The organism is Cellulomonas sp. McL0606 (genome assembly GCF_058248365.1).
Map to the genome: position 1 here is coordinate 3,440,720 of NZ_CM177779.1, position 20,192 is coordinate 3,460,911.

19 protein-coding genes and 2 pseudogenes are annotated in these 20,192 nt (G+C 73.9%); 5 read left to right on the forward strand and 16 right to left on the reverse strand.

Annotated features, from left to right (window positions below):
- Positions 1 to 14 precede the first annotated feature (14 nt).
- The 3 genes and pseudogenes from AC38ZX_RS17455 to AC38ZX_RS17465 form a co-directional block, all read right to left on the reverse strand.
- Positions 15 to 377: an NADH-quinone oxidoreductase subunit A gene (locus AC38ZX_RS17455; RefSeq protein ID WP_426593082.1), complete on the reverse strand. Its 363-nt coding sequence runs from the start codon at positions 375 to 377 to the stop codon at positions 15 to 17.
- A 56-nt stretch (positions 378 to 433) separates the two neighbouring features.
- Positions 434 to 1,695 (reverse strand): annotated as a pseudogene (locus tag AC38ZX_RS17460) (geranylgeranyl reductase family protein).
- Positions 1,696 to 1,942: 247 nt separating this feature from the next.
- Entirely contained in the window at positions 1,943 to 2,638 is a 696-nt protein-coding gene (locus tag AC38ZX_RS17465) for a demethylmenaquinone methyltransferase (protein ID WP_491295319.1), read from the reverse strand.
- A 108-nt stretch (positions 2,639 to 2,746) separates the two neighbouring features.
- Here AC38ZX_RS17465 and AC38ZX_RS17470 point away from each other — a divergent pair, with 108 nt between their 5' ends.
- The gene (locus AC38ZX_RS17470; protein ID WP_426593085.1) at positions 2,747 to 4,078 is read left to right on the forward strand and encodes an isochorismate synthase; all 1,332 of its coding nucleotides are present in this window, start codon (positions 2,747 to 2,749) and stop codon (positions 4,076 to 4,078) included.
- Positions 4,079 to 4,329: 251 nt separating this feature from the next.
- Here AC38ZX_RS17470 and AC38ZX_RS17475 read toward each other — a convergent pair whose 3' ends face one another.
- The 6 genes and pseudogenes from AC38ZX_RS17475 to AC38ZX_RS17500 all read right to left on the reverse strand — a co-directional run bounded on the left by AC38ZX_RS17475 (position 4,330) and on the right by AC38ZX_RS17500 (position 9,963).
- Entirely contained in the window at positions 4,330 to 5,406 is a 1,077-nt protein-coding gene (locus AC38ZX_RS17475; protein ID WP_491295320.1) for a S1C family serine protease, read from the reverse strand.
- Complete coding sequence (locus AC38ZX_RS17480) at positions 5,403 to 6,209, reverse strand: hypothetical protein (RefSeq protein WP_491295321.1); 807 nt, start codon at positions 6,207 to 6,209, stop codon at positions 5,403 to 5,405. Before AC38ZX_RS17480 ends, AC38ZX_RS17475 begins: the two co-directional genes overlap by 4 nt.
- Before the next feature lie 103 nt (positions 6,210 to 6,312).
- Positions 6,313 to 8,112 (reverse strand): 2-succinyl-5-enolpyruvyl-6-hydroxy-3-cyclohexene-1-carboxylic-acid synthase, encoded by a 1,800-nt coding sequence (menD, locus tag AC38ZX_RS17485; RefSeq protein ID WP_491295322.1) that lies wholly within the window; start codon positions 8,110 to 8,112, stop codon positions 6,313 to 6,315.
- A pseudogene (locus AC38ZX_RS17490) lies at positions 8,112 to 9,063 on the reverse strand (o-succinylbenzoate synthase). The gene menD and the pseudogene AC38ZX_RS17490 overlap by 1 nt, the downstream one beginning before the upstream one ends.
- Before the next feature lie 4 nt (positions 9,064 to 9,067).
- Positions 9,068 to 9,640: a TetR/AcrR family transcriptional regulator gene (locus tag AC38ZX_RS17495; protein ID WP_491295323.1), complete on the reverse strand. Its 573-nt coding sequence runs from the start codon at positions 9,638 to 9,640 to the stop codon at positions 9,068 to 9,070.
- Complete coding sequence (locus tag AC38ZX_RS17500) at positions 9,640 to 9,963, reverse strand: DMT family transporter (RefSeq protein WP_491295324.1); 324 nt, start codon at positions 9,961 to 9,963, stop codon at positions 9,640 to 9,642. Before AC38ZX_RS17500 ends, AC38ZX_RS17495 begins: the two co-directional genes overlap by 1 nt.
- Positions 9,964 to 10,088: 125 nt before the next feature.
- Here AC38ZX_RS17500 and AC38ZX_RS17505 point away from each other — a divergent pair, with 125 nt between their 5' ends.
- Entirely contained in the window at positions 10,089 to 11,030 is a 942-nt protein-coding gene (locus AC38ZX_RS17505) for a 1,4-dihydroxy-2-naphthoyl-CoA synthase (protein ID WP_491295325.1), read from the forward strand.
- 9 nt (positions 11,031 to 11,039) lie between these two features.
- Here the strand turns inward: AC38ZX_RS17505 and AC38ZX_RS17510 are convergent, their stop codons facing one another.
- Together AC38ZX_RS17510 and AC38ZX_RS17515 are read right to left on the reverse strand one after the other, a co-directional pair.
- On the reverse strand, positions 11,040 to 11,198 hold the full coding sequence (locus tag AC38ZX_RS17510) for a hypothetical protein (RefSeq protein WP_426593091.1): 159 nt from the start codon (positions 11,196 to 11,198) through the stop codon (positions 11,040 to 11,042).
- A gap of 80 nt (positions 11,199 to 11,278) precedes the next feature.
- On the reverse strand, positions 11,279 to 13,441 hold the full coding sequence (locus tag AC38ZX_RS17515) for a DUF3048 domain-containing protein (RefSeq protein ID WP_491295326.1): 2,163 nt from the start codon (positions 13,439 to 13,441) through the stop codon (positions 11,279 to 11,281).
- 89 nt (positions 13,442 to 13,530) lie between these two features.
- Here AC38ZX_RS17515 and menE point away from each other — a divergent pair, with 89 nt between their 5' ends.
- Both menE and AC38ZX_RS17525 read left to right on the forward strand, forming a co-directional pair.
- On the forward strand, positions 13,531 to 14,634 hold the full coding sequence (menE, locus tag AC38ZX_RS17520; RefSeq protein WP_491295327.1) for an o-succinylbenzoate--CoA ligase: 1,104 nt from the start codon (positions 13,531 to 13,533) through the stop codon (positions 14,632 to 14,634).
- Positions 14,631 to 15,503: a 1,4-dihydroxy-2-naphthoate polyprenyltransferase gene (locus AC38ZX_RS17525; RefSeq protein WP_426593095.1), complete on the forward strand. Its 873-nt coding sequence runs from the start codon at positions 14,631 to 14,633 to the stop codon at positions 15,501 to 15,503. The genes menE and AC38ZX_RS17525 overlap by 4 nt, the downstream gene beginning before the upstream one ends.
- Here the strand turns inward: AC38ZX_RS17525 and AC38ZX_RS17530 are convergent.
- A complete protein-coding gene (locus AC38ZX_RS17530; RefSeq protein WP_426593096.1) occupies positions 15,500 to 15,760 on the reverse strand; it encodes a DUF4229 domain-containing protein in 261 nt (86 codons plus the stop codon). The two genes, AC38ZX_RS17525 and AC38ZX_RS17530, sit on opposite strands and share 4 nt — an antisense overlap.
- A 70-nt stretch (positions 15,761 to 15,830) precedes the next feature.
- On the opposite strand from AC38ZX_RS17530, the gene AC38ZX_RS17535 reads away from it, so the two are divergent.
- A complete protein-coding gene (locus tag AC38ZX_RS17535; RefSeq protein WP_426593097.1) occupies positions 15,831 to 16,154 on the forward strand; it encodes a PLDc N-terminal domain-containing protein in 324 nt (107 codons plus the stop codon).
- A gap of 12 nt (positions 16,155 to 16,166) precedes the next feature.
- On the opposite strand, the gene ccsB is transcribed toward AC38ZX_RS17535, so the two are convergent.
- The 4 genes from ccsB to AC38ZX_RS17555 all read right to left on the reverse strand — a co-directional run bounded on the left by ccsB (position 16,167) and on the right by AC38ZX_RS17555 (position 20,186).
- Entirely contained in the window at positions 16,167 to 17,024 is an 858-nt protein-coding gene (ccsB, locus tag AC38ZX_RS17540) for a c-type cytochrome biogenesis protein CcsB (RefSeq protein WP_491295328.1), read from the reverse strand.
- A gap of 123 nt (positions 17,025 to 17,147) precedes the next feature.
- A complete protein-coding gene (gene resB / locus AC38ZX_RS17545; protein WP_491295329.1) occupies positions 17,148 to 18,818 on the reverse strand; it encodes a cytochrome c biogenesis protein ResB in 1,671 nt (556 codons plus the stop codon).
- A gap of 1 nt (position 18,819) precedes the next feature.
- Positions 18,820 to 19,617 carry a cytochrome c biogenesis CcdA family protein gene (locus AC38ZX_RS17550; protein ID WP_426593100.1) on the reverse strand — a complete coding sequence of 266 codons (798 nt, stop codon included), beginning with the start codon at positions 19,615 to 19,617 and terminating at the stop codon, positions 18,820 to 18,822.
- Positions 19,614 to 20,186: a TlpA family protein disulfide reductase gene (locus AC38ZX_RS17555; RefSeq protein WP_491295330.1), complete on the reverse strand. Its 573-nt coding sequence runs from the start codon at positions 20,184 to 20,186 to the stop codon at positions 19,614 to 19,616. The genes AC38ZX_RS17550 and AC38ZX_RS17555 overlap by 4 nt, the downstream gene beginning before the upstream one ends.
- Between the last annotated feature and the right edge of the window lie 6 nt (positions 20,187 to 20,192).

Here is a 20,192-nt window from a genome sequence, read left to right on the forward strand (position 1 = left end):
GGTCCGGCCGGCGCTCAGTCCCACTCGAAGCCCCCGCGCCGCCACTCGTAGACGAACGGCACCGTGATGATCACCAGGAACCCGATCATCGCGACGAGCCCGAACATGGCCAGCGTGCTGAAGCTGACCGCCCACGGGTAGAGGAACACCACCTCGATGTCGAAGACGATGAACGTCATGGCCACGAGGTAGTACTTGATGGGGAAGCGGCCGCCGCCGATGGCGTGCGGGGTGGGCTCGATGCCGCACTCGTACGCCTCGAGCTTGGCGCGGTTGTACCGCTTGGGGCCCAGGATGACGGAGGAGCCGACGCCGCCGAGCGCCATCAGGGCAGCGATGCCCATCAGGAACAGCAGCGGCACGTACGGGTTGCTCATCGTGCGTCACTCCTCAACGGCGAGGTGCTTTCGGGGGGCGTGCTGCGTCGTGCCGGTCAGGCTGCCGGCGCGAGCCGGCTGAGTCCGGAGATGACCCGGTCGACCAGGTCACCGCCGCGGGGTTCGTAGCAGTCGGACAAGAGCTTGAGGACGAACTTCATGACGAGCGGCCGGGGCAGGCCGTACCGCGTGCACACCCGCATGATCTCCGGGTGCTCGATGAGCCGGACGAACATCCGGCCGAGCGTGTAGTAGCCGCCGAGATCATCCTTCATCCGGCGCTGGTACGTGGCAAAGGCGCGCTCGCGGCCGGCTGCGGTCCCCCGTGCCAGACCCTGCGCGATGGCGTCCGCGGCGACCCGGCCGGCCTGCAGGCCGTATGCGATCCCCTCGCCGTTGAACGGGCTGATCATCCCGGCGGAGTCGCCGACGAGCATGAGGCCGTTGCCGTACAGCGGGCCGCGGTTGAACCCCATCGGCAGGGCGGCGCCGCGGACCGGTCCGACCTGGTTGTCGGGCGTGAACTCCCACTCGGCGGGCGCGTTCGCCATCCAGGTGGCGAACAGCGCCTTGTAGTCGATCTTCGTCGCCGCCGCCGTGCTCGCCACCGAGCCCAGCCCCACGTTCGCCGTGCCGTCGCCCAGTGCGAAGATCCATCCGTAGCCCGGCATCAGCTTGTCGCCGTCCCAGAAGCTCGAGATGGCTCTCCATCCACCGGTCGTCGTGCCGCGGGGTGCGGAAGTAGGTACGGACCGCGACTCCCATGGGCCGGTCCATCCGCTTCTCCAGGCCGAGGCCCGTGGCCAGCCGGGCGGAGACGCCGTCGGCCGCGATGACGACCGGTGCGCGGTACTCCGCGACCCCGTCCACCGTCTTGGCGGTGACGCCGACGACCCGTCCCGAGCGCTCGTGCGTGAGGGCGCCCGTGACGGTGGTGCGCTCCTGCAGCTTGGCGCCCGCGGCGCGCGCGTGGTCGGCGAGCGTGTGGTCCAGCGACATCCGCGACTTCGCGAGCCCGTAGGACGGGTAGCTCGACAGCTCGGGCCAGTCCAGACTCGAGGCGGTGACCGCCCCCCAGCACCCGCAGGCCCTGGTTCCTGATCCAGCCGTCCTGCTCGCGGATGGGCAGTCCCATGCGCACCAGCTCGGCCACCGCGCGGGGCGTCAGGCCGTCGCCGCAGACCTTGTCGCGCGGGAACTCGGACTTCTCCAGGAGCAGCACGTCCAGGCCCGCGGAGGCGCAGTGAAATGCGGCGGCGGACCCTGCCGGGCCCGCGCCCACGACGATGACGTCCGCGTCATCGTGTGCTGCATCCACCACCAGTGACCCCACTTGTGACGTTGTTCACGTACTGATTCGGCGAGTGTAACCACGGCCCGAAACACTGTCTGCGAAGGCTTGGCTTACTTCCGTCGTGACGGCGGAGAACGGCGCTGATCTGCCGGGAGACTCACAGGCCCCGCCCGCGCCGCGGCGCCGCGAGCCCCATTGTTCACCCCGACGGCCGACGAGTCCCGACATCCGCGCATCGGCTTGCCGAACGCTCGTCGCCCGGCGCGTGCCGTCAGGCCGGGCGGGTGGCCCGGTGGAGGGCGACGATGCCGCCCGTGAGGTTGCGGAACGCCACCTGGGTCCAGCCGGTGCCCTTGATCAGCTGCCCGAGCGCGGCCTGGTCGGGCCACTCGCGGATCGACTCGGCCAGGTACACGTAGGCGTCCGGCTCCTTGGACACGGCCCGCGCGACGGGCGGCAGCGCGCGCATGAGGTAGTTGGTGTACACCGTGCGGAACGGCGCGAACGTGGGTCGGGAGAACTCGCAGACCACGAGGCGGCCACCGGGCTTGGTCACGCGGTAGAGCTCGTCGAGCGCCCTCTCGACGTCGCTCACGTTGCGCAGGCCGAACGACATGGTGACCGCATCGAAAGACTCGTCGGCGAACGGCAGGTGCAGGGCGTCCCCGGCCACGAACGCCAGGTCGGGCCGGCGTCGCTTGCCCACCTCGAGCATCCCGACGGACAGGTCGCAGGCGACCACCCGCACGCCGGCGTCGGCCATGGGTTCCGACGAGGTTCCGGTGCCGGCCGCGAGGTCCAGCACGGTCTGGCCGGGCTGGGCGTCGACAGCCTTGATCGTCGCGCGCCGCCAGGCGCGGTCCCGCCCGAGCGAGAGGACGTCGTTGGTGCGGTCGTAGCGGGCGGCGACGGCGTCGAACATCACAGCGACGTCGTGCGGGTCCTTGTCGAGGCTGGCGCGCGGCATGGTCCCCATCGTCGCAGGTCCGCGGCGCCCGCCACGAACCGGCACTCTCCTGAGGCACGCCTGAGGGCGTGACTGGCTGCAGCACGGCGGAGCCTTACGCTGGAGCCGATGAGCCAGCTGCCCTCCGCCCCGACGGGCATCCCGGTCCCGCACCCGCTCGTGGTGCGCACCGTCGCACTCGAGGACCTCGCCGACGAGCACTCCGCGGCCGACCTGCTGGACCTGCTGCCCTCGACCGGCGCGCCGCTGGCGTGGGTGCGTCGCGGCGACGGCCTGGTCGCCTGGGGCGAGACGCTGCGGGTGGAGGTCGGCGGCGCGGACCGGTTCGCCGACGCCGAGCGCGCCTGGCGGGGGCTGCTCGCCCACGCCATCGTGCGCGACGAGGTGCAGGTGCCCGGGACCGGTCCCGTCGCCTTCGGCTCGTTCGCGTTCGACGACGAGTCCCCCGCCGGCGGCGTCGTCGTCGTGCCGAGCGTCGTCGTCGGACGCCGGTCCGGGAAGACCTGGCTCACGACGATCACCACGGGTGCCCGCCTCGGGGCGGCGCCGCGGCTCAGCAACGTCATCCGGGCGCGCGTCGCCCCGACCGACCCGGGGGCGGTCGTCTACGAGGACGCCGACGCCGCCGACTGGATGGGCGTCGTCTCGCGCGGCATCGCGGCCGTGCGGGCGGGCGACGTGGAGAAGGTCGTCCTTGCCCGCGACGTGCACGCGCGCACCGAGCACCCGGTCGACGTGCGCTGGGCGCTGGAGCGGCTGGCCGACGCCTACGAGTCCTGCTGGACGTTCAGCGTGGACGGCCTGGTCGGCGCCACCCCCGAGCTGCTGGTGCGGTCCGAGAAGGGTCTGGTCACGTCCCGCGTGCTGGCCGGCACCATCCGGCGCACGGGCGACGACCACGCCGACCTCGCCCGCGCCGCGATCCTCGCCCACTCGTCGAAGGACCTCGAGGAGCACGAGTACGCCGTGCAGTCCGTCGCCGGGGCGCTCGAGCCGTTCTGCTCGTCGACGAACGTGCCGGACGTGCCGTTCGTCCTCCACCTGCCGAACGTGCTGCACCTGGCCTCGGACGTGACCGGGGTGCTGGCCTCGACCGACGGCGCGCACCCGTCGTCCCTGGCTCTGGCGGCCGCGCTGCACCCGACCGCCGCCGTCTGTGGCACCCCCACGGTCGCCGCGCGCGAGCTGATCCGCAGCATCGAGGGCATGGACCGCGCCCGGTACGCGGGCCCGGTCGGCTGGTTCGGGGCCGACGGCGACGGGGAGTGGGGCATCGCCCTGCGCTCGGCGCACATCGACCCCGAGGACCCGCGGCGTGTCCGGCTGTTCGCCGGCTGCGGCATCGTCGCGGCGTCCGACCCGGCCGCCGAGCTGGCGGAGTCGGAGGCCAAGCTGGAGCCGATGCGCCATGCGCTGGGCCGGGACGTCGACCGCGGCTGAGCCTCGGCGAGGCCGCACCTCGTCATGCGTGACCCGGACCGCCGCGGGAACGCCGAAGTCCCGGACCGCTCGTGTGCGGTCCGGGACTGCCTTCGGTCCGGTGGGACCGCGGTGGCGCGGCTCAAGGGGGTGCGAGCCGCGGTGAGCCGACCGTCCGGGCGCGAGCGCCCGGGGCCGGCGGCCGGATCCCCGATGGGGGGTGCGAGGACCGGCGGCCGCCGGCGGTCAGCTGGTCGTCGGGCGATCGACGGTCAGCCGTTGCCCTGCTGCTGGCTCTGGAACCACTTCCACAGCTGGTCCGGGGTCATGCCGTTGGGCAGGCCGCTGGCACCGCCCTGGTCCGACCCGCTGCTGTCGCCCTGGCCGAGGCCGGGCGCCTGCTGCGTGCCGCTGCCGTTGTCCGACCCGCTGCCGCTGCCGGAGCCGCTGCCGTTGCCAGAGCCGCTGCCGGAGCCGTTGCCGTTGCCGTTGCCGGAGCCGCTGCCGTTCGAGGAGGCGGCCGACTCGGGACGGACCGCGAGCGTGACGTCGATGTCCGACGACTTGCCGTCACGGACGACCGTCAGCGTGACCTTGGTGTCGGACGGGAGGGCCCGGACGTAGGCGGTCAGGGACTCGGCGCCGGCCACGGCCTTGCCATCGATCGCGACGATCGTGTCCTTGGCCTGGATGCCGGCCTTCGAGGCGGGCGAGCTGTCGCTGACGGACTCCACGAGCGCGCCGCGACGGGTCACGCCGTCGGCGGTCGCGGTGCCGTCCGAGAGGGTCACCCCGAGGAACGCGTGCTCGGCCGTGCCGTCCTGGACGAGCTGGGCGGCGATGTTCTTGACCAGGTCGACCGGGATGGCGAAGCCGAGGCCGATCGAGCCCGACTCCTGCGACAGCGTGGCGATCGAGGAGTTGATCCCGATCACGCGGCCGGAGGCGTCGAACAGCGGGCCACCGGAGTTGCCGGGGTTGACCGCGGCGTCCACCTGGATGGCGTTGGTGACGGTGGCGTCGCCGCCGTTCTCGCCCGAGGTCGAGACCGGACGGTCCACGGCCGAGACGATGCCGGTGGTGACGGTGCTGGCCAGGCCGAGCGGGTTGCCGACAGCCATGACGGGCTGGCCGACGACGACCTTGGAGGAGTCGCCGAACGCGGCGGCCTTCAGGTCCTTGGGCGGGTCGGTGAGCTTGATGACCGCGAGGTCGGTGGTCGGGTCGGTGCCGACGACGGTGGCCTTGAAGATGCGGCCGTCGTTGAGGGTGACCGAGATGCTGTCCTTGTCGGCGTCGCCGACGACGTGGTCGTTGGTCACGATGTGGCCGGAGTCGTCGACGATCACGCCGGAGCCCTCGGCGCCGGAGCTCTGCCGTTGCCGATGGTCACCGAGATGGCGACGACCGAGGCCTGGACGGCCTTGGAGACGGCCTCCCAGTCCGGGTTGTCGGACGTCGAGCCGGACACCGGGACGGTGTCGTTGTTGTCGGCGCCGATGGTGGCGATCGAGGCGGGGCGACCGGCCGAGCCGGACGCGTCGTCGGCGGACAGCCCGTGCACGATGCCACCGGTGGCGACCGCGGCGATGATCGCGGCGGCCGCTGCGGCGGACGTGACCGGGATCCAGGTGCGGCGCTTGCGCTGCGTCGGCACGACCGGCTCAGGGCCCTGCGGCGCGTACGGCTGCTGGCCGATCGGCGCGTGCTGCTGCGGCACCTGGTAGGCGGCCGACTGGTGCACGAGCGGCTGCTGCGCGACCGGCGGCTGGGCGGCCGGCTGCTGTGCGACCGCAGGGTCCTGCACCGAGGCGCGCTGCGCGGCGTCCCACTGGGCGCGGCGAACGGCCTCGGCCTGCGCGGCGGCTGCGGCAGCGGCGGCGGCCTGGGCGGCCTCATACGCGGCGCGCTGGTCGGCGGGCGCCGCCGGGTGCGGCGGCGTGAACGGGTTGGTGGGGTGCGCCGCGGGGGCGACCGGCAGCGGCTGCGTCGCCTGGACGGGCGGAAGCGGCTGGGTCGACGCGACGGGCGCGACGGGCTGGGCGGGCGTGACGGACGCGATCGGCTCGGTCGGGGCGACGGGCGTGATCGGCTCGGTCGGCTGGTTCTGAGCGTCGCCGGCGTTGGCGCCGTTCTCGGGGGTGCTGGTCATGACGTGTGGCCTCCTTGGTCGAGTACCACTACACACAGCCGCGCTGGAACCACCCTCCGCAGAACCTGGGAATTGTCTGCGAGTTTCGCATGGATCTAGGACTTCAGTCCCGGAGCGCCGCCGCGACCGCGGCGGCCAGACGCGCGCCGAGCGTCCGACGACCGGTCCGGTCCACGCGCACCTCGACCACGCTGAGCCCGGGACCGGGCGCGGCGAGCGCGGGCAGCAGACCGTCGACGTCTCCGACGCGCGTGTGCCGGACGCCGTAGCCGGCGCACAGCGCCGCGATGTCCACCCCGTGCGGGGTGGCGAAGACGCGTTCGAACACGTCGGCACGCTCGGGCTCGCCCGGTTCCAGCGTCGCGAAGATCGAGCCCCCGTCGTCGTTGGCGACGACGAGCTGCAGGTGCACCACCTGTTCGAGCGGTCCGCGCAGCAGCCCGCCGATGTCGTGCAGGAACGTGAGGTCGCCGAGCAGCGCGCGCACCCGCCGGTCCGGCAGGCCGAGCGCGACGCCGACCGCGGTGCTGACGGTTCCGTCGATGCCGGCCAGGCCACGGTTGGCGACGACGACCGGCGGCGCCGACCAGCGCGCCACCAGATCGAGGTCGCGCACGGGGTTGGACGAGCCGACGACCAGCACGTCGTCCGGCGCGCTGACCTCGGCCACGGCCCGGGCGAGGACGGGACCCGTGACGCGCGCGCCGCTGCGGGACCGGCGACCGTCGGACGCTCCGTCGAGCACCCCGTCCACGGCGGCTCCGGCGGCGTTGTCCGCGGCCAGCCACGCCTCGAGCCAGCCCTCGGGGGCCCGCATGCGGCCGTTGCGCATCCGCGCGGGCGCCTCCAGGAGCACCTCGCTCGCGTTGCGCGTCGCGTCCGGCCAGTCGGCGCCCCGGGCACCGATGACGACGACCTCGACGTCCGCGCGCCCGAGCAGCCGCTGCACCGGCCGCGAGAGGGTCGGCCGCCCGAGCACCACCGCGCGTCGGACGGCACCGCCGAGCTCCGGGTGCCCGAGCAGGTGCACGTACGCCGCGATCGCGTGGGTCCCGCCGCGGGCGCCGGAGGACGGTTCCGCGAGCAGCGGCCAGCCGTTCGCCTCGGCCAGCCGACGCGCCAGCGGACCCGCGTCATCGCCGGCCACGACGACCGTCGGCGCGCCACCGCGCCGAGCACCCGCCGACGGTTCCGCGGCGACCGCCGACGGCGCGACCGGTCGCGCGTGCACATGGGTCAGGCCGACCGTCGACGGCTCGGGCCACGGCCCCGAACCCGGTACGAGCGGCTCGCGGAAGGCGAGGTTCAGGTGGACGGGTCCCGGGTCGCCCGTGCGCGCCCCGGTCGCGGCCGCGAGCGAGCGGGCGACCGCCCGGCGCAGGTCGCGGTCCTCGCCGGGCCGCCCGTCGGGCGCCGGGACGTCCAGGCTCAGGCGTGCGGCGCCGCCGAACAACCCGACCTGCACCGTCGTCTGGTTGGCACCGGTGCCGCGCAGCTCGTGCGGGCGGTCGGCGGTGAGCACGACGAGCGGCAGGCCGCTGTGGTGCGCCTCGAGGACGGCCGGGTGCAGGTTCGCCGCGGCGGTGCCAGAGGTCGTGACCACCGCGACGGGCCGCGGCGGCACGACGGCGCCGTCCGGCCCGACGCTCGACGCGCGCACCAGCCCGAGCGCGACGAAGGCCGCCGAGCGCTCGTCGACGCGCACGTGCAGGCGCAGCGCGGGTGCGCCGGGCGGGGGCTCGGGCCGGGCTGCGTCGGCCAGGGCATAGGCCAGCGGTGCGCTGCGCGAGCCGGGTGCGAGGACCACGTCCTCGACGCCGAGGGCAGCGAGGGCCTGGACGAGGACCCGGGCCGCGGAGGTTGCGGGACCAGCCCCGGCGCCCGTCGTCGTCACGCCCGCCATCATGCCCGAGCCTGGACGGCCGCGGCGCGCCGACGCCACCGGTCCACGAGGTCGTCGCCGGCAGCCACGGCGGCGAGGAGCGCCGCGTCGACGACCGGGCGCCGGACCGCGATCGCCCCGTCCTGCGGGAGCAGCGGGTCCGCGACGAGGTCCGCGGTGAACAGCTGGGCAGTCGCCAGGCCGCACGCGTACGGCAGCTCCGGCAGGGCCGCGGCGAGCGCGATCCCGGCGGCCAGGCCGATCGACGACTCCAGGGCGCTGGAGACGACGACGGGCAGCCCGACGGCCTCGGCCAGGTCGAGGCACGCGCGGACCCCACCCAGCGGCTGCACCTTGAGCACCACGACGTCTGCGGCGTGCGCACGTGCCACGGCGAGCGGGTCCTGAGCGCGGCGGATGGACTCGTCCGCGGCGATCGGCACGTGCGTGCGACGGCGCAGCGCCGCGAGCTTCGTCGACGGACGGGACGGGCTGCTCGGCGTACTCCAGGCCGCCCGCGGCGCGGTCGAGCACGGCGAGCCGGGTGACGGCGGTGTCGACGTCCCACGCCGCGTTGGCGTCGATACGGATCGCACCGGTCGGTCCGAGGGCGTCGCGCACGGCCTCGAGGCGCGCGATCTCGTCGGACAGCGACTGGCCCGGCTCGGCGACCTTGACCTTCGCGGTCCGACACCCGCCCGAGGCCGTGACGATGGCGTGCGCCGCCGGCCCGTCGACCGCCGGGACCGTGACGTTGACCGGGATGCGGTCCCGTACCGGTGCCGGCCAGCCTTCGTCCGCCGCCTCGCGCGCGGCCCGCCACCACGCGAGCGACTCGTCGTCGTCGTAGTCCCAGAACGGGCTGAACTCGCCCCAGCCCGCGTCGCCGCGCACCACCACGCCGTCGCGGACCGTCAGCCCGCGGAACCTGGTCCGCAGCGGGATGGACCAGACGTGCAGGTCAACGGGCATGCCTTCACCCTACGACCGGCCGCACCCAGGCGGCTTCGAGGAACTCGCGCGCCCAGGCGCGGACCGGCCGGTGCTCCGTCAGCGCGCTGACCACGGCGCCGTCCACGAGCGCGATCGTGACCGCGGCGCTGGTCGGCGCGCCGACGAGCACGACGATGGCGTCGACGGCCTCGTCGACCTCCGCCCGGCCGGCGGCGAAGGCGCGAGCCAGCGCGGGGTCGCGGCCGCCGCCGAGCAGGTGCTCGTAGTGGCTGCGGATGTCCGCGTCCTCCCCGGGGGGCAGGACGGCGTCGGCGACGAGGGCCGCGGCCGCGCGGGGATCGTCGGACACCCGTTGACCGTCGTACCGGGCCCCGCGGGCGTGCGCGGCCCACGACTGCGCGAGCGCGCCCCCCGCGGCCTCCGCGAGGTCGTCGAGGCTGCCGAAGTAGTAGGTGGTGGCCGAGACCGACGCGCCCGCCTCGGCCGCGACCCGGCGGTGCGTCAGGGCGCCCGGCCCCTCCCGGAGCATGAGGGTCGCGGCCGCACGGGCCAGCTCGGCGCGACGACGCGCGCCCTTGTCCGTCGACCCCGGCATCAGTGCCCGCCGCCGGACAGGTTGAGCCCGACCACACCGGCGACGATCAGGACGAGCGAGACGATCTTCAGCACGGACACCGACTCGCCGAGGAACACGATCGCGAGCACCGCGGTCAGGGCCGCGCCGATGCCGACCCACACGCCGTACGCGACGCCGACCGGCAGCGTCTTGAGCGCCCAGCTCAGGCCGCCCATGGACGCCGCCAGCAGGACGACGAACCCGACGCTCGGCCACAGGCGCGAGAAGCCGTCGGACGCCTTGAGGCTGAGCGCCCAGCCGGCCTCGAGCATGCCGGACACGATGAGAATGATCCAGGCCATGGTGGTGCACCTCCGCGGCGCGGTGCTGCTCGGCGGCAGCCCGCGTCCCCGTGCGCGCCGGGTGGCAGACCCCGCCGTCCCGCGCACGTTCTGGTACAAGTGTACCAAACAGTTACGCTGGTCCCGTGACCCTCCCGGACAGCGTCAGCGAGACCTTCGACCCGACCCGCTGGCGGACCGTCGACGGGTTCGAGGACCTCACCGACCTGACCTATCACCGCGGCGTGCTCCGTACGGAGTCCGACCAGCACGACCTCCCCGTCGTGCGGGTCGCCTTCGACCGGCCGGAGGTGCGCAACGCGTTCCGGCCGCACACGGTCGACGAGCTCTACCGTGTGCTCGACCACGCCCGCACCACGTCGTCCGTGGGGACCGTCCTGCTCACCGGCAACGGCCCGGCACCCAAGGACGGCGTCTGGGCGTTCTGCTCGGGCGGCGACCAGCGCATCCGCGGCCGCGACGGCTACCGGTACGCGGAGGGCGAGACCGCGGACGGCATCGACCCCGCTCGCGCCGGACGGCTGCACATCCTCGAGGTCCAGCGCCTGATCCGGACCATGCCCAAGGTCGTCGTCGCCCTGGTCAACGGCTGGGCGGCCGGCGGAGGCCACTCGCTGCACGTCGTCGCCGACCTGAGCATCGCCAGCCGCGAGCACGCGCGGTTCATGCAGACCGACGCCAACGTCGGGTCGTTCGACGGCGGGTACGGCTCCGCCCTGCTGGCCCGCCAGGTCGGGCAGAAGCGTGCCCGCGAGATCTTCTTCCTCGCCCGCGAGTACTCGGCCGAGCAGGCGCTCGCCTGGGGGGCGGTCAACGACGTCGTCGCGCACGGGGACCTCGAGGAGGCCGGCCTCGAGTACGCGCGGATCATCGCGACCAAGTCGCCGCAGGCCGTCCGGATGCTGAAGTTCGCGTTCAACCTCGCCGACGACGGCCTGGCCGGACAGCAGGTGTTCGCGGGCGAGGCGACGCGGCTGGCGTACCTGACGGACGAGGCCGTGGAAGGGCGCGACGCGTTCCTGGAGCGCCGCGAGCCCGACTGGTCGGGCTTCCCGTACGCCTACTGACGAAGCGCGTCAGCGGCTGCTGACGGCCCAGCTGGCCAGGTCGACGACGGCGCCGAGCACACCGGCCGCCGCGACCAGGAGCGCGACGAGGACGACGCCTGCCGCCACGACGGCGCCCATCGACCGGACGTCGTGCTCGCCCGCCTGGGAGTGCGTGAGATCTGCCATGCCCCCAGGCTCGCCCGCGGAGTCCGCCGGCACATCGGCCCCCGGTAGCGGCCGACGTCATCCCTGGGAGGGACCCCGCGTCAGCCCACGGTGACCGAGCCGGACCCGGCGGGGACCAGCTCGATCCAGGTGTTGCCCGGCGTGAGGTCGGCCGGCGACCCGCCGGCGGCGAACAGGCGCATCGGCGCGTCCTGGGCGTCCTTCTTCCAGGTGACCGGCAGGACCTTGCCGCCCGTCGCGACGAAACCCTCGCCGGACCCTACGCGCTCGTAGGTGGGCACCGGCACGCCGTTCTGCGCCGCGTACCCGGTGGGCGGGTGGGCGGCCGTGATCGACACGACGTTGACCGCGGTCAGTCGCGCCCCGCCGCGCGCGGTGGCCGGCTTGGTCCCCTCGGAACGCAGCCAGAGGCCGGAGGCCCCGTCCCAGGTCCAGATCGGGTTCGACGCGGGCGACAGGCGGAACGAGAGCGTGCCCGCCGGGGTGCCGGCGACGCTCGCGGCGGACCGGTCGGCGCTGCGCGCGATGGTGAACTGCTCGGCGGGTGGCGCCTGGTGGTCCGCGTCCGCCTGTGCCCAGAACGCGGTGGGCTTGCCGTAGACGTTGTGCGGCGCGGCCCGGTCGGACGTCCGGTACATCCCGGGGGCGCCGGCGTCGTGGCTGATCAGCTGGACGCCGCTGGCGGCGACGAGAGCCAGGATGCCGGGCTGGCCACCGGAGAACGCGAGGAGCCCGTGCATCGGCGCAAGGATCTGGGGGTCCATCGGCCGGACAGACCGGATGGGGCCCACCTCGGGCGGCACCTGCGACTGGAACACCGCGACCAGCCGGGACACGTCGAACTCGACGATGGTCTCCCAGACCATGTCGGCCTGCTCGAGCCCGGACTGCGGCCGCGCCACGGGGGTGTTCTCGATCTTCACCGCGAGCGCCGGGCGCGCGGCGGGGTCGCCGGGGATGCCGGTCAGCGGCCAGCGCGGCTGCACCACGGGCGCCGGCGCCGCGACCTTGACCGGTGGGACCGTCGGAGCGACGGTCACGGTCGCGGGGCTCGGCGGGGCGGGCTCCGGCGACGGGGAGCTGCACGCGACGAGCGCGAGCAGGACCGTGAGCACCACGCCGACGGGCCCGAGACGCGACCGCATCGGGCCGGTCAGCTCATCGTCACGGAGCCGGTGCCCGTCGGCACGCTTCATCCAGGTCGCGCCCGGAGCAAGGGTGGCGGGCGTCCCGTCGGCGGCGGTCAGCGTGAGCACCTCACCGACCGAACCCTTCTTCCAGGTGACCGCGACGTACTTGCCGCCGCTGGACAGGGTCCCGTCGCCGGTGCCCTGCAGGATCGTCTCCGGGACCGGGTTGCCGGCCGGGTCCACGGTGCCGGAGTTCACGAGGTGGACGGTGAGCGTGATGATGTTCGTCGCGGTGATCCGGGCGCCGGACCGGACGATCGCCGGGGTGCTGCCCTCGGAGCGCAGGTAGGTGCTCGACGTGGGGTCCCACGACCAGGTCGGCTTGGCGTAGCCGGACAGGTGCACGCTGACGGTGCCGGCCGGGGTACCCCCCGCGACCGCGGTCGCGGAGTCGGCCTTCTTGGCGAAGACGAACTGAGCCGGCGGCGGGGACGTGCGGTCCGCCGCGGCCTGGTCCCAGAACTTCTGCGGCGTGCCGTAGACGTTGTGCGGCGCCGGGCCGACGCCCTTCTTGCGGTAGAACCCGGGCGCACCGGCGTCCTGGCTGATCGTCTGGACCCCCGCGGCCTTGAGCGCGTTGACGAAGATCGGCTGACCGCCGGAGAACGCGATGAGCCCGTGCATCGGCGCCACGATCGCGGGGTCCATCGGGCGCACCGAGCGGATCGGACCGACCTCGGCCGGGACCTGCGAGTCGAACACGGCCACGAACCGGCTGATGCCCCCCTCGACGACCTCTTCCCAGACGTTGTCGGCCTGGTCCAGGCCGGTCTGCGGGCGGGCGTCGCCGGAGTTCTCGATCTTGATCGCGAGCGCGGGACGCACGGCGACCTCCGGTGCTCCCAGGCCGGTGAGCGGCCACCGCGGTGCCACGACGGGTGCGGGCGGTGCGACCTTGGCCGGCTCGATGACTGCCCCCTGGGTCACGTCGGGAACGGGCGTCGGCGTGGTGTCGCTCGACCCGCTGCTGCAGGCGGCGAGGAACGACAGCGCACCCGCAGCGACGACGAGCATCGCCGGCAGACGGCGGGCGCGGTTCAGGGCAATGGACACGGAGGCTCCTTCGGGTCGGACCGCCGGACACTCTACGGGCCGTTTCCGCGTCGGTCTGGGACCTTCGGCGCGCGGCCTACCCTGGTCCGGTGACCCGGCCCCTGCGCGACGTCCCCGCGCGCGCAGACCTCCTGCTCGCCGCGCTCGCGGAGGCCCTGGAGGGCACGGGACCGGCGGTGGGCCCCGGGATCGGGCCCGTGGCCGACGAGGTCGCGCTCGTGGTCCGCACGTCCGGCTCGACCGGCGAACCCCGCGGCGTCCTGCTCTCGGCGACCGCGCTGCGCGCCTCCGGCGCCGCGACCGCCGACCGTCTGTCCGGTGCCGGTCAGTGGCTCCTCGCGCTGCCGCTGCAGCACGTCGCCGGCCTGCAGGTCCTCGTCCGGTCGGTCCTGGCCGGCACGCGTCCCGTCGTCATGCCCGACGGCCCGTTCCGCGCCCCGGCGTTCGTCGAGACCACGGCCCTGCTCGGCAGCGGCCCGCGGTACACGTCGCTGGTGCCGACGCAGCTGGTCCGCCTGCTCGAGGACCCGGACGGCACGGCCGCGCTGCGCACGTTCGACGCCGTCCTGGTCGGGGGGGCCGCCACGGGCGCCGGCGTGCTGGACCGCGCACGGGCCGCCGGCGTGGCCGTCGTGACCACGTACGGCATGTCCGAGACGTGCGGCGGCTGCGTGTACGACGGGGTCCCGCTGGCCGGCGTCGACGTGCGGATCGACGACGAGGGCCGGGTCCTGCTGGCCGGTCCGGTGCTCGCCGAGGGCTACGCGGACGGCGTCGAGGAGCCGTTCGTGCACGTCGACGGCCGCCGCTGGATGCGCACGTCCGACCTCGGCACCTGGACGGACGGCCGGCTCACCGTGCTCGGCCGCGCGGACGACGTGCTGGTCAGCGGCGGCACCAAGGTGTCCCCGCAGGCGGTCGAGGCGGCGCTCGAACCGCTCGGCGAGGCGGTCGTGGTCGGGCTGCCCGACGACGAGTGGGGGCAGGTCGTCGTCGCCGTCGTCGTGCCCCGCCCGGGCGCCGCACCGACGCTCGCCGACGCCCGCGCCGCGGTGACCGCGCGACTGGGTGCCGCGCACGCGCCGCGCCACCTCGTGGTCACGGACTCGCTCCCGCTGCGCGGGCCGGGCAAGATCGACCGGCAGGCCGCGACCGAGCTGGCCCGCCGCAGCATCGAGAGGAACCACACGTGACGTCTGCCAGCGACTGGGTGCAGGGCGCTCGACCGCGCACGCTGCCCGCCGCCGCCGCCCCGGTGCTCGTCGGCAGCGGCGCCGCCGCCCAGCTGGGCGCCTTCGACCTGGGCCGGGCCGCCCTCGCGCTCGGCGTCGCGCTGGCCCTGCAGGTCGGGGTCAACTACGCCAACGACTACTCGGACGGCATCCGCGGCACGGACGTCGACCGCGTCGGCCCGATGCGGCTGACGGCGTCGGGGACCGCGAGCCCCCGCGCGGTCAAGGCCGCGGCGTTCACGTCGTTCGGCGTCGCCGCCGTCCTCGGCACCGTGCTGGTGTGGCTGTGCGGCGAGTGGTGGCTGCTGGCCGTCGGCGCGGTCGCGATCCTCGCCGCGTGGGGCTACACGGGCGGTCGGCGCCCCTACGGGTACCGCGGGCTCGGCGAGGTGGGCGTCTTCACGTTCTTCGGCCTGGTCGCCGTGCTGGGCACCACCTACACGCAGGCAGGCGAGCTGTCGTGGCCGGCCTGGGTCGGGGCGGTCGCGGTCGGGATGCTCGCCTGCGCCCTGCTGATGGCCAACAACCTGCGCGACGTGCCCACCGACGCCCTCGTCGGCAAGCGGACGCTGGCCGTTCGCCTGGGCGAGCACCGCTCCCGCCGCGTCTACGCCGCGTTGGTGGTGCTGCCCGTGCTGCTGGGCGGGGTGGTCTGCGCGTTCGCGAACCCGTGGACGCTGATCGTGCTGCTGCTGCTCTTCCCGTCGGTCGCGCTCGCCGTCACGGTGCTGCTCGGCGCCCGGGGGCGCGCCCTGGTGCCGGTGCTCATGTTCACCGGGTTCCTCGAGCTGGCCTTCGGCGTGCTGCTCGGGATCGGACTGGCGCTCTAGCCGTCCTGGCGCGCCGCGTCGTCGGCGGCGTCCTCGACCGCGGCGTCGTCCTCGGACCGACGCTGTCGGCCGGCCCGGTCCGCGAGGTACGTCGCCGCCGCGTCGCGCGGCCTCGACAGCAGCACGTACGAGAGCCCCCACGCGAGGAACGCCGCCACGATCGCCGCGAGCCAGGACCGCATCCCGACCCACCAGAGCGCGACGAAGCAGACGGCGAACAGCGCGAGGCGCAGGAGCGAGAAGACGACGACGGGCACGGGTACCAGGGTAGGCCGGTGCGGCGTCGACCCGGGCCCCTGTCCCGCTCGGAACGTCTAGGCTGGGGGGATGCGCAACTTCGTCGTCCTCGCGCTGCTGGGCCTGACGATCTACTGCCTGTTCGACATCCTGCGCAGCACGCGCGACGAGCGGCTCGGGGTGCACAAGCTGCTCTGGATCGCGTTCTTGATCATCGTCCCGCTGCTCGGTGTGCTGGTGTGGCTGGGCGTGCGCTGGTCGCGGCGCACCGTCTACGCGGAGATCTCCGACGCCCCCGCGACCAAGCGGCCCGAGCGGCTGCGGTCGTCGGCGCCCGACGACGACCCCGAGTTCCTGCGACGGCTCGACGAGGACCGGCGCCGCAACACCGACGGGCCGCCGTCCACCAGCTGAGCGCGAGACGGCCTAGAGGCCGCTGTACGAGTGCTTGCCGGTGACCACCAGGTTGATCACCGTGAAGTTCATGAGCACCACGGCGTACCCGACGAACACGAAGTACGAGGCCCGCCGACCCGCCCAGCCGCGCGTCGTGCGCGCGTGCAGATAGGCCGCGTAGACCACCCAGGCGACGAACGTGCCGACCTCCTTGGGGTCCCAGCCCCAGTACCGGCCCCAGGCGTGCTCTGCCCAGACGGCCCCGCCGATGAGCGTGAAGGTCCACAGGACGAAGGCGACGGCGTTCAGCCGGAAGGACATCGCCTCGAGCTCGCGGCCGCTGGGCACCTGCTCGAGCCAGCTGAACCGACGTCCCGTGAGCGACCGGCGGACACCGCCGGCGTTCTCGACCACGCCCTCTTCGCGGTAGCTCTTGAGCACCTGCAGCACCGAGGTGCCGAACGCGACCGTGAAGATCCCGGTCGCGGAGATGGCGACGCCGACGTGCAGCACCAGCCAGTAGCTCTGCAGCGCCGGCTGGACCTGGTCGGCCTTGATGAAGAACCAGTTCAGCGCGACGACGAGGGCGACGACGGCCAGGCCCATCACGACCACCGACAGGAACGCGATGATCCGGCGACGCTGCACGATCGCGAGCACGGTCGTCGCGACGAGCACCCCGACCAGCGTGAACTCGTACATGTTGGCGGTGGGCCAGCGGCCGGCGGCGAACCCGCGCAGCACGATCCCCGTGAACAGCAGGGCGATGCCGACGAAGTGGGTCGAGCGCGCGATCCCTTCCGCCCGGACGGACCGGCCGGGTGCTCGCTGGTCGGCCGATCCCGCGGCGGCCGACACGGGTCCACCGGCGCCGGCGGCCACCAGCACGGGCTGCTTGGTCCGCTGCGAGCTTCTCGGCGATGCGCGCGAGGTCCACGGAGTAGGCGATGAGCGCGACCGTGAACGCGGTCGCCGCGCCCCAGACCAGCAGGGTGCTCAGGTCACCGGTGTTCATGGCGTGCCCTCTCGATCGGGGTTGTCACCGGCTGCCAGCGTCGCCGCGAGCACCCGGTCCACCTCGGGCTGGAGCCCGACGTCGTCGCCGCGCGCCAGTCCGGCAGCGGTCACCACTGTACGGCCGACGTGCTCGTCGCGGCCGCTCTCGAACCTCATCCACACCCGGCGTCGCGGAGCGAACAGCGAGGTCGCGAGCCCGGCGAACGCGAGCAGCGCGAACACCAGGATGTAGACGAGCGCGGGGTCGTGCCGCAGGTCGAGCGCGACGAAGCGCTTGAGCCCGTTGAACGTGAGCGTGCCCAGCCCGTCGGGCAGCTCGACGGTCTCGCCGGGCTTGACGGTCAGGACGACGGGGTCGCCGTTGGCGTCCTTGACCTGCGTCATCCGCGCCTCGTCCAGCTCGTACACGTTCTGCGGGACCCCGGTGTCGAGCCCGAGGTTCCCCTCCCAGACGTTGAGCACGAGGATCGGGTCGTTCGGCTCAGGGAACTGCGAGACGTAGGCCGGTCCGTTCGGCGTCTGCACCGTCTTCTTCGTCGGCAGCAGGAACCCGATCAGGCCGATCTGCTTGTTCTTGTCGGCGACGTCGGGGACCTTGACCACGCCCTTGGACGTGTAGACCAGGTCCTGCGGCAGGAACGGCGTGACGCCGCCGCCGACGAGCGCGCCGGAGGCGTCTCGGATCGAGAGGTCGGGCGCGTAGCCGTTGCCCTGCAGGTAGACCTTGGCGCCGCCCGCGTCGAGCGGGTGGTTGACCTTGATGGTCTTGTTCTCCGGCTGCCCGCCGGGCTCGGTCACCGTCACGTGCGCGGTGAAGTCGCGGGAGGCCAGCGTCTCGGGGTCGAACCGCGACTCGAAGTCGTCGAGCTTGAGCGTGAACGGGACCAGGCTGGTGGGCGCGAACGCGGTGCCGCGCTCGAACGTGTCGTAGGAGCCCTCCGAGTTGGCGAACCCGCGCCCCTGAACCACGATCATCTGCCCGCGGTAGTGCAGCACCTGCCCGGTGGCCACCGAGATGAGCAGGCCGACGAGGGCCAGGTGGAAGACGAGGTTGCCCGTCTCGCGCAGGTACCCGCGCTCCCCCGACACCGACCACGTGCCGTTGCCCTCGTCGCGGGACTCGACCCGGTAGGTCGGCACGAACGGCAGAACACGCCACCCGCGCCGCAGGACCGTGGTCGCGGTCTGCGCCAGCTGCTCCGGGGCCAGCTCGGACAGCCCGTCGCCCTGGGCGGGGAACCGGCCGAACCGGCGGGGCGCACGCGGCGGGCGCCCGCGCATGCCCGCCAGGTGCACCTTGGTGCGGGGCAGGATGCAGCCGACCAGCGAGATGAACAGCAGCAGGTAGATCGCCGAGAACCAGACGGAGGAGTAGACGTTGAACGCGCCGAGCCGGTCCAGGACCGGGCCGAGCGTCGGGTGGGCCGTGAGGTAGGTGACGACGCGCTCGGGGTGCTGCGCGCGCTGCGGCCAGACGGTGCCCGGCACCGCGGCGACCGCGAGCAGCATGAGCAGCAGCAGCGCGACGCGCATGCTGGTGAGCTGGCGCCAGGCCCACCGCAGCCAGCCGGTCAGGCCGATGCCCTGGACCACCGGCTTGTCACCGGCAGGCTCCGTCGGCTCCGTGAAGACGTCCGAGATCCCCTCGGGGCGGTACTGGCTCATGTCACACCACCGGCACGAACGGGTCGTTGCCGGACACGAGGTTCTGCAGCCAGGCCGCCCACTGACCCCAGACGCCGGTCACCAGCGCGATGCCGAGCACGATGAGCAGCCCGCCGCCCAGCCGCATGATCGCCAGCCGGTGCCGTCGCAGGAACGCCAGTGCCCTGGCGCTGCGCTCGACGCTGAACGCGACGATGAGGAACGGCAGACCCAGACCCAGGCAGAACGCCACGGCGAGCACACCACCGCGGCCGGCGGTGCCGCCGTCGAGCGAGAGGGCGATGATCGCGGCGAGCGTCGGACCGATGCACGGGGCCCAGCCGAGGCCGAACGTGATCCCCAGCAGGGGTGCGCCCCACAGGCCGGCCCGTGGGGCGAGGTGCATCCGGCGCTCGTTCTGCAGGAACGGGATGAACCCGAGGAACGCCAGGCCCATGACGATGACGACGACCCCGAGCACCCGCATGATCGTGTCCTGGTACTCCAGGAGCACCCCGCCGAGCGACCCGGCCAGCACGCCGAGCACCAGGTAGACCGCCGTGAACCCGGCGATGAACAGCGAGACGCCGAGCAGGAGCCGGCTGCGCCGGGCGGTGGCCACCGGTGTGCCGACGGGGCGGCTGCCGGCGGCACCGGTCATGCCGCCCAGGTACCCGAGGTAGGCCGGGACCAGCGGCAGGACGCACGGCGACGCGAACGAGACGAGCCCGGCGAGCACCGCCACCGGGATGGCCAGCAGCAGCGACCCGGAGATGATCGCCTGGCCGAAGGCGTCACCGGCGCTCGCGACGACGCTCACGACGCCGGTGTCGGCGCCGGCTCGGCGACGAGCTCGTCGACCATGGAGCGCAGGGTCGAGGGCTGGACGACGCCGAGCAGCCGAGCGGCCACGCGGCCGCCGCGGTCCAGGACGATCGTCGTCGGCACCGCGTTGATCGGGACGATGCCCTCGAGCGCCGCGATCGCGGACCCGTCGGTGTCGTCGATGCTCGGGTAGGGCACCGCGAACTTCGTCTGGAACGACTGCGCGTCGCCGGCGTCGTCGGTGTGGTTGATGCCGAGCACGTGCACGCCCTTGGGGGCGTAGTCGTCGGCCAGGGCCACCAGGTCCGGTGCCTCGGCGCGGCACGGCGGGCAGTTGGCGTACCAGGTGTTCAGCACGACGACGTCACCGCGCCACGCCGAGACGTCCTGCGCGGTGCCCTCGTAGTCGGTGCCCTTGAGCTCCAGCGGACCCTTGCGGTCGGCGACCGCCCAGGTGCGCGTGCTCCCGTCGCCGGACTGGTAGCCCTGCTGCGCCACGTCGCCGGTGTGCGTCGGCTGCCCGCAGCCGGACAGCACGAGGAGTGCCCCGACGAGGGCGGCCACGAGCCG